Here is a 13,115-nt window from a genome sequence, read left to right on the forward strand (position 1 = left end):
GGGAGGCGGCTAACCGGACGAAACCGTCTTGATAGGAACCAGACGGTCTCGTAGGGTTTCGGGGTGACTTCCACTGCAAGCGGCGAAGGCCCGCGTACCGGGCGGCCCACCTCGATGGAGGCCGCCCGGCTGACCGACCGGCTGCGGCGGGCCGCCGTGGACACGTTCCTGGAGCACGGCTACGACGGCACCACCATGGAGGCGGTGGCGCAGGCCGCGGGCATCACCAAGAGCACCCTGTACGGCCGCTACGCCGACAAGCGAGCGCTGTTCATCGCCGTCGGCGCGTGGGCCCTGACCCGCCACGAACGCCACGAACGGGTGCTGGAACCGCTGCCCGACGACCTCGCCGCCGCCCTGACCGTGATCGCCCGCGCCATCCTGGCGCGCTCCGTCGACCCGGACCTGGTCCGGCTGAACCGGATGGCGATCGCGGAGGCGCACCGCTTCCCCGAGTTCGCCGCCAGCACGCAGGCCGTCTCCTGGTCCCCGCGGATTCAGATGATCATGGACCTGCTGCGGCGGCACCACGACGCGGGCGCCATCACCATCGGCGACATCGAACTCGCGGCCGAGCAGTTCTTCGCGATGGTCGGCGCCATGCCGGCCTGGCTCGCCGCCCACGGCGTCCACCGCACGCCCGAGGACGAGGAGAGACACCTCCGGCATGCCATCGACCTGTTCCTCAACGGGCTGCTCATCCGCCGACCCCCCGGGCATGCGGCGACGGAACCACCACAGCGCGTCACGGGCGGCGCGGAGGACAGGCCGCCCGCGGCGCCGGGAGAGAGCCGTCACCGTACTCGGACGCCGCCCGAACCGCTGGCGCGCAACCGCGTGGGCCGCAGCGGCCTGTACGTCTCCCGGCTCGGCCTCCGGGCGCGACCGGACTGCGACGAGCGTACGGCGGCCAGGCTGACCCATCGCTACCTCGACGCCGGGGGCACCCTCATCGCCGCGGTCGATGCCGTCTCCGAGGAGACCTGCGGACGGGTCCTGCGGGGCAGGCGTACGGACGTCGTCCTGTCCACGCGGCTCGCGGCATCCGGGGGCGACGGCGCGAACGGCCGCCGCCACATCCGCGCCGCCTGCGAGGCCAGCCTGCGCCGCCTCCAGACCGACCACATCGACCTCTACCAGGTCCACCTCGGCACGCTGGACGCCCCGCTGGAGGAGACCATGGACGCGCTGGACGGCCTCGTCCGCGCCGGAAAGGTGCTCTACCTCGGAGCGTCGGGCACTCCCGCGTACCGGCTCATGAAGGCGCTGTCACTCAGCGACCGGCGCGCCGGAGCACGATTCGTCTCACTGCACGCCCCCTACGGTCCGACCGCGCGCGGTCTGGAACACGAACACCTTCCGCTCCTGGAAGACGAAGGCTTGGGCCTCATCAGCGAGAACGTCTCTGTCACCGGGACATCGAGCCTGAACACCGGCGAACCGGGCGCCATCGCCGCCCTCAGGAAGGGGGCGTCAGACCTGGGCTGCTCGATGGCGCAACTGGCCCTGGCCTGGCAGCGGACCAGATCCGTCGCCTCGACACTCGTCGACGTCCAGGGCCTGCCCGACCTGGAGGACGCCCTGGCGGCGATGAGCATGGAAATCCCGGACGAGCTCGCCGCCCGGCTGGAAAGCATCACCCGGCCGACACGCCGGGAACCGCGGGCATACCCCGACCGCACATGACACTTCCCCGACGCCCGCTCGGCGACGGCGGCGCGGGCGGGATGGTCGATCCACCGGACGGGCCAGGGTGCGCAGCACGCCTCCCGGGCAGCGACGGCGGGGCTCTACCTGGGCTCGTTCGGCTGGTTGCGGCGGGTGACGATGGCGTAGGCGACGAGGAAGCCCGCCAGGCTGATCAGGCTCAGCCATAGCTGGGAGCGGGTGTCCTCCACGATCGCCATGGAGATGAGGACCAGGACGACGCAGACGAAGGTGGCCCAGCTCAGCCAGGGGTGGAGCCACATCTTCAGTTTGAGGCGTTCCGGGGAGTCGCGTTCCAGTCGGTTGCGCATGCGCACCTGGGAGAGGGCGATGATGCCGTACAGGAAGAGCGCGACGGCTCCGGCGGAGTTGATGATGAAGTAGAAGACGCGGTCGGGCGAGACGAAGCTCATGATGACCGCGACGTACCCCAGTGCGGTGCTGAGCAGGATGCCCTTCCAGGGGACGCCGCGGCGGCTGGTGTCGCCGACCCAGGCCGGCGCCCAGCCGTGCTCGCGCATCGCGAAGAGCATGCGGGACGCGATGTACAGGCCGGAGTTGAGGACCGACACGACGGCCGTCAGCACGACGATGTTCATGATGGTCTCGGCCGCCGGGATGCCGAAGCGGTCGAACGCGGCGGCGAACGGGCTGGTGCCGTCGTGCGGGATCTCCTTCCACGGGGTGATCATGACCAGCAGGGTGACCGAGCCGACGAAGAACAGCAGCACCCGCCAGATGACGGTGACGGTGGCGGTCGCGATGGCCTTGGCGGGCTCCTTGGACTCGGACGCGGCGATGGTGACGATCTCCGCGCCGAAGTAGGAGAAGACGACGATCACGACGCCGTGCACGACCGCGAACCCGCCCTCGGCCAGGAACCCGTCCTGGGCGATGTGGGTGACCGAGCCGGTGCTGTCGGGCCACAGCCCGACCACGTAGAGGGTGCCGACCAGGAGGAAGACGGTGATGCAGGCGACCTTCACCGAGGCGAGCCAGTACTCGGCCTCGCCGAACGAGCGGACCGAGGCCAGGTTCGTCGCGGTCAGGGCGATCATGAGGATCAGCGCGAACGTCCACTGCGGGACGCCGGGGATCCATTTCTGCAGGATCTGCGCGCCGACCACGGCCTCGAACGCGACGATGCCGACCCAGTAGTACCAGTAGAGCCAGCCGACGGTGAATCCCGCCCAGCCGCCCAGGGACGCGCGGGCGTATTCCATGAACGAGCCCAGGGTGGGCTGGGCGGCGGCCATCTCGCCCAGCATGCGCATCACGAACACGACGAGCAGGCCGCCGATGACGTACGACAGCACCGCCGCCGGGCCCACCGTGTGGATCACCGCGCCGCTGCCGACGAACAGGCTGGCGCCGATGATCCCGCCGAGCGCGATCATGCGGAGGTGGCGGGGCCGCAGCTCGCGCCGCAGCCGGGTGTCCGGGGGAGCACCGGATTCCTCGCGGGGGGTCATCGCCGGTAGATCACCGCCGGGGCGTGGGTCGATACCGTCTTCATGGATCGGAGACCGATTCGATACACGTGGTGAGTGCGAGGGACGGCCGAGGCCGGGAGAGGATGGCGGCGTGAGCGAACCGCTGGTACCGCGGATGCGGGAGTTCGGCGAGACGATCTTCGCGGAGATGTCGGCGCGGGCCGTGGCGACCGGGTCGATCAACCTGGGCCAGGGGTTCCCCGACACCGACGGGCCTCCGGCGATGCTGGAGGCGGCGGTCGAGGCGATCCGGTCCGGCGGCAACCAGTACCCGCCCGGCCCCGGGCTGCCCGAGCTGCGGGAGGCGGTGGCGGCGCAGCGGCTCGAACGGTACGGCCTGGAATTCGATCCGGCGACCGAGGTGTACGTGACGGTCGGCGCCACCGAGGGCGTCGCGGCGTCGGTGATGGCGCTGGCCGGGCCCGGCGACGAGGTGATCGTCTTCGAGCCGTACTACGACTCCTACGCCGCCACGGTGGCGCTGGCGGGGGCGGTGCGGCGGCCGGTGCTGCTGCGGCCGGTCGAGGGGCGGTTCACCTTCGACCCCGACGAGCTGCGCGCGGCCGTCGGCCCCAGGACGCGGCTGATCCTGGTCAACTCGCCGCACAACCCGGCGGGCACCGTCTTCACCCGGGACGAGCTCCAGGTGATCGCGGACGTGTGCCGCGAGCACGATCTGGTGGCCGTCACCGACGAGGTGTACGAGTACCTCACCTACGACGGCGTCGAGCACGTCCCGCTGGCGACGCTGGACGGCATGCGCGAGCGGACCGTCACGGTGTCGTCGGTCGGGAAGAGCTTCTCGGTCACCGGGTGGAAGACCGGCTGGGTGACGGCCCCGGCCCGGTACGTGCGGGCCGTGCAGACGGTCAAGCAGTTCCTCACCTACGCCACCGGCGGCCCCTGGCAGCGCGCCGCCGCCTACGGCCTGCGCAACGAGCTGCCGTGGGTGGGAGAGCTGCGCAAGTCGCTGGAGGCCAAGCGCGACCGGCTGATCAGCGGTCTGGAGGCGGCGGGGTTCGCCACGTACCGGCCGCAGGGCACCTACTTCGTGCAGGCCGACATCCGCCCGCTCGGATTCACCGACGGGATCGAACTGGCCAAGGCCCTGCCCGAGCGGGCGGGGGTGGTGGCGATCCCGACGCAGGTGTTCTACGACCACCCGGAGGCCGGGGCGCACTTCGTCCGGTTCGCGTTCTGCAAGAAGGACGAGGTCATCGACGAGGCGGTGGAGCGGCTGGCGCGGCTCGCCTGAGGCGTCCTACGGGCCGAACCGCCGGACGGGCAGGCCGCTCAGCGCGGACGCCGCCGCGGCGATCTCCTCGGCGGACCGTTCGAGGGCCACGTCCGCGAACGCCAGCGGGCCGCCGTAGGCCTTCATGCAGGTGCGGGCGCGCCGGGCGGCGCGCGGCCGCAGCCGGGCGATCAGCGTCCCGGCGTCGGCGGCGACGAACACCACGACCCGGTTGCGCCCCTTCGCGCCGAGGCCGCCGGCGGGGGCGCGGTACGGCACGACGCGGATCTCGCCCAGCTCGCTCCACGCCACCCGCGCCTCCAGGGCGGGGACCTCGAAGCCGTCCGCCCGCAGGTGCAGCGCGGGCAGGTGCGGCCGCGTCGAGCGCATCGTCAGGACGACGGTGAGCGTGACGAGCACGCCGAAGATCGCCGCGATGCCGAGCCCGACGGCCGGGTTCCACGCCGAGGCGGCCGCCACGGCGAAGGCCGCGATCGCCACGAGCAGGAAGTACTGGCGGCGCAGCACCGCCCGGTCGTACCGCACGGCCATCTCCTGAGCGCCCGGCGTTCCCGCATACGGCGCAGGCTGTTCGGTGACCCACAGGGCCGCGGCGTGCAGGCTCTCCAGCCGGTGCCAGGCCAGCGACCGCCGCCGCAGCCGCAGCATGGCGAGCAGCACGGCGGCGACCGCGGGCACGGCGGCGGCGGGGCCGGCGGGGCTGCCCCACCCGAACGACACCCCGGGCGCCGCGATCTCGGTCACGATCACCACGGCGACCGCCCAGACCACGACCGCGACCAGCACGGGCCAGGCGCGCCGCCAGTACGGGACGCCCAGCATCGCGCGGGCGTAGCCGACGGCGATCACCGCGGTCGTCGGGTCGGGATGGGCCCGGTCGCCGCGCAGCAGGTCGCGGCGCAGGCCGCGGTCCAGCTCGCGCCAGGCGTCCAGGGCGGCGCGCCCGGTGGGGACGGGCGGGGCGGCGGTCGTCGGTTGCACGCCGGGAGTGTAGCGGGCGAAACCATGCGGAGCGTCCGATCTGCCCGGATTTTCGTTCGCCGTGTCAGCGCGACCTGCCGAAACCTTGGCGCGGGTTGGGCGTTTTTCGCCGGTGAGCACGGGCGGCGGCGCGGATACGGTCGGCCCGTGAGCGGGGACGGCAGGGACGGCGGGGACGACCCCGGACTCGGGCGGGTCCTGATCGCGCTGGGCGGCAACGCCATGACGGGACCGGACGGCAGCGCCACCCCGCAGGCGCAGGAGGCCGCCATCGGGCGCGCCATGGAACACGTCGCCGACCTGGTCGCGGCGGGCGCCCGGGTCGCGCTGGCGCACGGCAACGGCCCCCAGGTCGGCAACCTCCTCATCAAGAACCAGCTCGCCGCGCACGTGGTCCCGCCGGTCCCGCTGGACTGGTGCGGCGCGCAGACCCAGGGCACCATCGGCGTGCTGATGGTCGACGCGCTGGAACGTGCGCTGGCCGCCCGCGGCGCGTCCCGTCCGGTGACCGCCGTGGTCACCCGCACGCTGGTGGACGCCGCCGACCGCGGGTTCACCGACCCGGTCAAGCCGGTCGGCCGGTCCTTCCCCAGGGACGAGGCCGAGCGGTTCATGGCGCTGGGCCAGTCGTGGCGGTCGTTCGGCCCGCGCGGCTGGCGCCGGGTGGTCGCCTCGCCCGAGCCGCTGGAGGTCCTGGACGCGGGCGCCGCCGCCGTGCTGCTGGAGGCCGGGCACGTCGTGATCGCCGCCGGGGGCGGGGGAGTGCCCGTCGTCCGCGACGCCGGCGGCGCCCTGCGCGGCGTGGAGGCCGTGGTCGACAAGGACCTGGCCGCGCAGCTGCTGGCCCGCCGCCTGGGCGCGGACGCCCTGGTCATCGCCACCGACGTGGAGCACGTCATGGCCGGGTACGGCACCGCGGCCGAGCGCCCGCTGCGCCGCACGACCGCCGCCGAGCTGCGCACGCTGGCCGCCGCCGGGCACTTCGCGGGGGGCAGCATGGGCCCGAAGGTCGAGGCCGTGCTGCGCTTCCTGGCCGCCGGCGGGCGGCGCGCGGCGATCACCTCGCTGGACCGCATCACCGAGGCCGCGCACGGCAAGGCCGGAACCATCATCGAGGAGTAGCGAACGTGCCCGATCCGATCGAAGTACGCAAGATCCCCATCGAGAGCGTGACCGACGCCTCCGGGCTGGCCCGGCTGATCGACGACGGCGTGATCGAGGCCGACCGGGTGCTGGCGGTGGTCGGCAAGACCGAGGGCAACGGCGGCGTCAACGACTACACCCGGCTGCTGGCCGACCGGGCGTTCCGCGAGGTGCTGGCCGCCCGGGGCACCCGCACCGCCGAGGAGGTCAAGGGGGTGCCGCTGGTGTGGTCGGGCGGCACCGACGGCGTGCTCAGCCCGCACGCCACCGTCTTCGCCACCGTCGATCCGGCCGCCGCGCCGGCCTCCGACGAGCCGCGGCTGTCGGTCGGGGTGGCGATGAGCGAGATCATCCTGCCCGAGGACATCGGCCGTCCCGCCATGGTGGAGACGGTCGCGGCGGGCGTCCGCGAGGCCATGAAGACCGCCGGGATCGACGATCCGGCGGACGTGCACTACGTCCAGACCAAGACCCCGCTGCTCACCCTCGACACCATCAACGACGCCAAGTCGCGGGGGCGCGACGTGGTCACCGAGGACACCCTCAAGTCGATGGACATCTCCAACTCCACCACCGCGCTCGGCATCGCCGTCGCGCTGGGCGAGATCGAGGCGCCCGCGGCGGAGCGGATTCACCGCGACCTGTCGCTGTTCTCCTCGGTGGCGTCCTGCTCCTCCGGCGTGGAGCTGGACCGGGCGCAGATCGTGCTGGTCGGCAACGTGCGCGGCATCGGCGGCCGCTACCGGGCCGGGCACGGGGTGATGCGGGACGCGCTGGACGCCGACGGCATCTGGTCGGCGATCCGCTCCGCCGGGCTGGACCTGCCCGACCGCCCGCACCCCGACGACCTCGGCGGCCGGCTGGTCAACGCTTTCATCAAGTGCGAGGCCGACCCGGGCGGCTCGGTGCGGGGCCGCCGCAACATCATGCTGGACGACTCCGACGTGCACTGGCACCGGCAGATCAAGGCGTGCGTGGGCGGCGTCGCGGCGTCGGTCACGGGCGATCCGGCGGTGTTCGTGTCGGTCGCCGCCGTCCACCAGGGCCCCTCCGGCGGCGGAACGGTCGCCGCCATCGTCGAACCCTGACCTGGGGCGATGCCACGCAGTGTCACGGGATCGTCGCGGGGAGTGCCGATTCTCGTGCGTGCGCGGCGGCGGGAGGTTATAGCCTCGTCCCGTGCCCGGACTGACCATTCCCGAACCTCAGTTCCCCGCGGACGACGGCGCCGCCGACCCGCGGCTGCGCGAGGCGCTCGCCGGATACGCGGCGGGCCGCGTCGGCGCGCACGGCGTGATCAACCGGCTGCACGAGGCGCGGCTGCTGGTCCCGGTCGTGGCCGTCCTCACCGAGGAGGAGGACGTCGCCCCGGGCGAACTGCGCCGGGAGAAGTCCAGTGACATGGCGCTGCCCACCCTGGTCGGGGGGGACGGGCGGCGCGGGGTGCTCGGCTTCACCTCCGCCGAGACGATGAAGGCGTGGCGGCCCGACGCGCGCCCGGTCGCGGTGCACGCCAGGCAGGCCTGCCTGGCCGCGCTCGACGAGGGCGCGCACGCCCTGGTGGTCGACGTGGCGGGCCCGGTGCCGTTCGCGGTGGAGGGGCTGCGGCTGCATCTGCTCGCCGAGGGCCGCACCATCCCGCCGCCGCACGAGGACCCGGAGGTGCTGGCCGCCGTCGAGGCCGCGTTCGGGTCGGAGGAGGCGGTCACCGGCGTGCGGCTGTCGGAGGGCACCGCGGCCGAGCTGGCGATCCGGTTCTCCGTCGAGCCCGGCCACGACGAGCGGGCCGCCGTCCAGCGCGTCTCCGACCGGCTGGCCGAGCTGCTGCGCGGCCGCGTCGTCGGCGGCGTCGAGCTCACCATCGCCCGCCGCTGACGCCCCAGTGGACGCCCCCGCGAACGACTCCCCCGACACCACCGAGAACACCCCCCGCGAGTCGTGGTGGGTGCGGGGTGGTTGGACGGGGGTGGTGCGGCGTCGCGCGCTGCCGATCGCGGTGGTCGCGGTGGTCGTGGCGGGGCTGCTGGTGTGGCGGGTCGAGGTTCGGCCCGACCTGCCGGCCTTTCTCGTCCTCGGGGCCGTCGGCACGGTGCTGGGCGCCGTCGACATCGCCTCGAAGAGGCTGCCCGACCCGCTGACGCTGCCCATGTACGGGGCCGGGGCGGCCCTGCTGGCCGTCGCCGCTCCGGCCACGGAGGACGGCGGGGCCCGGCTGCTGTACGCCCTGTTCGGCCTGGCCGGGTTGTGGCTGCTGCTGGCCGTCCAGTGGGTCGTCGTGCCCGACAAGATCGGCCTCGGTGACGTCAAGCTGGCGGGGGTGCTCGGGCTGTACCTGGGCTGGGTCGGGTACGGCGCCTGGGTGCTCGGGGTGCTCGCCATGTACGTGCCGTCCGGGGTGTTCGCCGTGACGCTGCTGGCGCTGCGGCGGGCCGGGCGCAAGTCGGAGCTGCCGTTCGGGCCGTTCATGCTGGCCGGGGCCCTGATCGGCATCCTCGTCCACGCCGGGTAGAAAATCGCTGGCCCGCCCGCGGCCCGGTTCGGCAGGCTGGGGCGGTGACCGCGACCGACACCTTGAGCAATGCGCAGATCCAGGCCTTCGTCGAGGACGGGTTCGTCCGGCTGGAGGAGGCGTTCCCCCGGGAGCTGGCCGAGCAGGGCCGGGCGATCCTCTGGCGCGACACCGGGTGCGACCCCGAGGACCCGGCGACCTGGACGCAGCCGGTGGTCCGGCTGGGCCACTACGCGCAGGAGCCGTTCCGGGCCGCCGCCGACACGCCGCGCCTGCGGGCCGCCTTCGACGCCCTGGTCGGCGAGGGCCGGTGGCAGCCGCAGGGCAGCCTCGGCACGTTCCCGGTGCGGTTCCCGAGCCCCGACGACCCCGGCGACGGCGGCTGGCACGTGGAGGCGAGCTTCTCCGGCGAGAACGCCGCGGACTTCATGAGCTGGCGGACGAACCTGCGGTCGCGCGGGCGGGCGCTGCTGATGCTGTTCCTGTTCTCGGACGTGGGCGAGGACGACGCCCCCACCAGGATCCGGGCCGGCTCCCATCTGGACGTCCCGCCGATCCTCGAACCGGCGGGCGAGGAGGGCCTGGACTTCAGGACGCTGGCCGAGGCGGGCGCCGCCGCCAGCGAGGACCGGCCCGTCGCGTACGCGACCGGCCGCGCCGGCGACGTCTACCTGTGCCATCCGTTCCTGGTGCACGCGGCGCAGCCGCACCGCGGCACCCGGCCGCGGTTCATGGCGCAGCCGCCGCTCCTGCCGCCGGGCCCGGCCGGTGAGGGCACGCCCGGCGACCTCCTCGACGGCGACGGCTCACCGGTCCTGGACGCGATCCGCCGGGGTCTCGGCCGCTGATCCCCGTAGGCTGGGTTTCCGACCAGTACCGCGCAGACCGAAACGCCGGCCGTGTAGGAGAAGACGACCCGTGCTGACCATGCAGGATGCCCTGATCCGGCTCACCGACCACTGGGCGGGGCACGGTTGCCTCATCACCCAGCCGATGAACACCGAGGTCGGAGCGGGCACCCTCAATCCGGCGACGGCGCTGCGGGTGCTCGGCCCGGAGCCGTGGCGGGTCGCCTACGTGGAGCCCAGCGTCCGCCCCGACGACGCCCGCTACGGCGACAACCCCAACCGGCTCCAGACCCACACCCAGTTCCAGGTGATCCTCAAGCCGGAGCCGGGCGACGCCCAGCAGCTCTACCTCGGCAGCCTGGAGGCCCTCGGCATCGACCTGCGCGCCCACGACGTGCGGTTCGTCGAGGACGACTGGGCCTCGCCCGCGCTGGGCGCGTGGGGGCTGGGCTGGGAGGTGTGGCTGGACGGCCTGGAGATCACCCAGTTCACCTACTTCCAGCAGTCCGGCGGGCTCACCCTCGACCCGGTGTCGGTCGAGATCACCTACGGGATGGAGCGCATCATCATGGCGCTCCAGGGGGTGTCGCACTTCAAGGACATCACCTACGCCCCCGGGATCAGCTACGGGGAGGCGTTCGGGCAGGCCGAGTACGAGATGAGCCGCTACTACCTCGACGACGCCGACATCGGCACCGTCCGGGAGCTGTTCGAGGCGTACGCGGCCGAGGCGCGGCGGATGCTGGACGCCCGGCTGCCCGTGCCCGCGCACTCCTACGTGCTCAAGTGCTCCCACGCGTTCAACGTGCTCGACTCGCGCGGCGCGATCGGCACCACCGAGCGGGCCCGCGCGTTCGCCCGGATGCGCCGGCTCGCCCACGACGCGGCCGAGCTGTGGGTGGAGCGCCGCGCCGAGCTGGGGCATCCGCTGGGCGACGCCTCGACCCGCGCCGCCGAGCCGGAGGCCGCGGCCGGGACGCTGACGATCTATCCCGAGATCTCCGCGCCGGGCGTGTTCGCCCTGGAGATCGGGGTGGAGGAGCTGCCGCCGCACGAGGTCGGCCGCACCCTCGACCACGTGGCCGCCGAGCTGACCCGGGGGCTGGAGGAGGCGGGGCTGCTCTCCGACGCCGGCGAGGTGCACACCTACGCCACCCCGCGCCGCGTCGTCGTCGTGGCCGGCGGCGTCGCGCCGCGCGAGCCCGACACCGAGCAGGTCGTCAAGGGGCCGCGGCTGTCGGCGGCCTACGACGCCGACGGCAACCCGACCCGGGCGCTGCAGGGGTTCGCGCGCGGGCAGGGCGTCGACCCGTCCGAGGTCGGCACGGTCACGGTCGGCGGCGGCGAGTACGCCGGGCTGGTCCGGCCGATCACGGGCCGTCCCGCCGCGAAGGTGCTGGCCGAGCTGCTGCCGGTGATCGTCGAGGGGCTGCGCGCCGACAAGAACATGCGGTGGAACGCCCCGGGCCTGTCGTTCGCCCGGCCCGTCCGCTGGCTGCTGGCGCTGCTGGACGAGCACGAGGTGCCGTTCGAGGCGGGCGGCATCTCCTCGGGCCGCATCACCCAGGTGCACCGCACCGCCACGACCACCGACGTGTCCGTCCCCGACGCGGGCGCGCTGCTGCCCACGCTGCGCGCGCACGGCATCGAGCCCGCCGTGGAGCGCCGCCGCTCGCAGATCATCGAGGCGGCCGGGGCGCTGGCCGCCGATGCCGGCGGCACGATCGACTTCCAGGGCGAGCGCGCGCTGGTGGAGGAGGTCGTCAACCTGGTGGAGGAGCCGGTGGCGATCCTGGGCTCCTTCGACGCCTCCTACCTGGAGCTGCCGGAGGAGATCCTCACCACCGTCATGAAGAAGCACCAGCGGTACCTGCCGGTGCGCGAGCCCGGGGGCGCCGGGAGGCTGCTGCCGCACTTCGTGACCGTCGCCAACGGCGAGTGCGACCACGCGGCGGTGCGGGCGGGCAACGAGGCCGTGCTGCGCGCCCGCTACGAGGACGCGGCGTTCTTCTTCCAGCAGGACCTGCGCAGCGCGCCGGAGGAGATCGCGCGCGGCCTCGACCGGCTCACCTTCACCGAGCGGCTCGGGTCGATGGCCGACCGGGCGGGCCGGATCCGGGAGATCGCCGCCGAGCTGGCGGAGCGGGCCGGGCTCGGCGCGGAGGAGGCGGCGGTGCTGCGGCGGGCCGGGGAGCTGGCCAAGTTCGACCTCGCCTCGTCCATGGTGATCGAGCTGTCCGGGCTGGCCGGGACGATGGCCCGCGAGTACGCGCGGCGCGCGGGCGAGGACGAGGCCGTCGCCCGCGCCCTGTACGACATGGAGCTGCCCCGCTCGGCGGGCGACGCGCTGCCGTCCGGGACGCCCGGGGCGCTGCTGGCGGTGGCCGACCGGCTGGACCTGCTCGCCGGGCTGTTCGCGGTCGGGTCGGTGCCCAGCGGCAGCTCCGACCCGTTCGGGCTGCGCCGCGCCGCGCTGGGCCTCACCGCGATCCTGCGCGGCCACGAGCGGCTGGCCGCGCTGACCGTCGAGGACGGCCTGCTGGTCGCCGCGCGCCACCAGCCGGTCGAGGTGACCGCGGACGCGGCGGCGGAGGCCGCCGGGTTCGTCGCCCGCCGCCTGGAGCGGGCGCTGCTGGACGACGGCCACCCGATCCCGGTGGTGCGGGCCGTGCTGCCCCACGCCGGTTCGCCCGCGCACGCCGAGCGGGCGGCCGTCGACCTGGGCAAGCTGCTCGGCGACGAGCGGTTCCTGCGGCTCACGGCCGCGCTGCAGCGGGTGCTGCGGATCGTGCCGGAGGGCACCGCCGCGGGCTACGACCCCGGGCTGTTCCAGGAGCCCGCCGAACGGCGCCTGGAGGAGACGTTCGCGGCCGTGCGAGAGGCACTGCCGGAGCGGGCCCCGCTGCCGGAGTTCACCGAGGCCGCGCTGCCGCTGGCCGAGCCGATCGACCGGTACTTCGACGACGTGATGGTGATGGCGGAGGATCCGGCGCTGCGCGCCAACCGCCTCGGCCTGCTGGCCTCGATCCGCGACCTGGTCGACGGCGCCTTGGATTGGCCTCTTGTTCATGGCGGCGCCCTTGGCGTCGGGCGTTAGACGCCCTCCTTCGGCGGGCGCCGCGTGCGATTGCTGCATCGCTCTTCCTTATTGCGGCGCCCTTGGCGTCGGGCGTTGGACG

The 13,115-nt window shown here is 73.9% G+C and carries 10 protein-coding genes; 8 read left to right on the forward strand and 2 right to left on the reverse strand.

All coding sequences use genetic code 11. From position 1 onward, the window contains the following. Positions 1–63: 63 nt before the first annotated feature. Positions 64–1,686 carry an aldo/keto reductase gene (locus ACFPZN_RS33185; RefSeq protein WP_378286248.1) on the forward strand — a complete coding sequence of 541 codons (1,623 nt, stop codon included), beginning with the start codon at positions 64–66 and terminating at the stop codon, positions 1,684–1,686. A 104-nt stretch (positions 1,687–1,790) separates the two neighbouring features. On the opposite strand, the gene ACFPZN_RS33190 is transcribed toward ACFPZN_RS33185, so the two are convergent. Then, complete coding sequence (locus ACFPZN_RS33190; RefSeq protein WP_378286249.1) at positions 1,791–3,179, reverse strand: amino acid permease; 1,389 nt, start codon at positions 3,177–3,179, stop codon at positions 1,791–1,793. Positions 3,180–3,291: 112 nt separating this feature from the next. Between ACFPZN_RS33190 and ACFPZN_RS33195 the strand changes: the two genes are divergently transcribed. Next, a complete protein-coding gene (locus ACFPZN_RS33195) occupies positions 3,292–4,455 on the forward strand; it encodes a pyridoxal phosphate-dependent aminotransferase (protein ID WP_378286250.1) in 1,164 nt (387 codons plus the stop codon). A gap of 6 nt (positions 4,456–4,461) precedes the next feature. Here the strand turns inward: ACFPZN_RS33195 and ACFPZN_RS33200 are convergent, their stop codons facing one another. Continuing rightward, the gene (locus ACFPZN_RS33200) at positions 4,462–5,436 is read right to left on the reverse strand and encodes a hypothetical protein (RefSeq protein WP_378286251.1); all 975 of its coding nucleotides are present in this window, start codon (positions 5,434–5,436) and stop codon (positions 4,462–4,464) included. Positions 5,437–5,583: 147 nt separating this feature from the next. Between ACFPZN_RS33200 and ACFPZN_RS33205 the strand changes: the two genes are divergently transcribed. The 6 genes from ACFPZN_RS33205 to ACFPZN_RS33230 all read left to right on the forward strand — a co-directional run bounded on the left by ACFPZN_RS33205 (position 5,584) and on the right by ACFPZN_RS33230 (position 13,033). Then, positions 5,584–6,558 carry a carbamate kinase gene (locus ACFPZN_RS33205; protein ID WP_378286252.1) on the forward strand — a complete coding sequence of 325 codons (975 nt, stop codon included), beginning with the start codon at positions 5,584–5,586 and terminating at the stop codon, positions 6,556–6,558. 5 nt (positions 6,559–6,563) lie between these two features. Further along, positions 6,564–7,667, forward strand: coding sequence for a barbiturase (bar, locus tag ACFPZN_RS33210; RefSeq protein WP_378286253.1), 1,104 nt, complete (start codon positions 6,564–6,566; stop codon positions 7,665–7,667). Between the two features lie 91 nt (positions 7,668–7,758). Beyond that, positions 7,759–8,454 carry an SseB family protein gene (locus ACFPZN_RS33215; protein ID WP_378286254.1) on the forward strand — a complete coding sequence of 232 codons (696 nt, stop codon included), beginning with the start codon at positions 7,759–7,761 and terminating at the stop codon, positions 8,452–8,454. Positions 8,455–8,461: 7 nt separating this feature from the next. Then, complete coding sequence (locus ACFPZN_RS33220; protein WP_378286255.1) at positions 8,462–9,088, forward strand: prepilin peptidase; 627 nt, start codon at positions 8,462–8,464, stop codon at positions 9,086–9,088. A 44-nt stretch (positions 9,089–9,132) separates the two neighbouring features. After that, complete coding sequence (locus tag ACFPZN_RS33225; protein WP_378286256.1) at positions 9,133–9,936, forward strand: phytanoyl-CoA dioxygenase family protein; 804 nt, start codon at positions 9,133–9,135, stop codon at positions 9,934–9,936. A gap of 79 nt (positions 9,937–10,015) precedes the next feature. Beyond that, a complete protein-coding gene (locus ACFPZN_RS33230) occupies positions 10,016–13,033 on the forward strand; it encodes a glycine--tRNA ligase (protein ID WP_378286281.1) in 3,018 nt (1,005 codons plus the stop codon). Positions 13,034–13,115 lie beyond the last annotated feature (82 nt).

The organism is Actinomadura rugatobispora (genome assembly GCF_042656285.1).
Lineage (GTDB): Bacteria > Actinomycetota > Actinomycetes > Streptosporangiales > Streptosporangiaceae > Spirillospora > Spirillospora rugatobispora.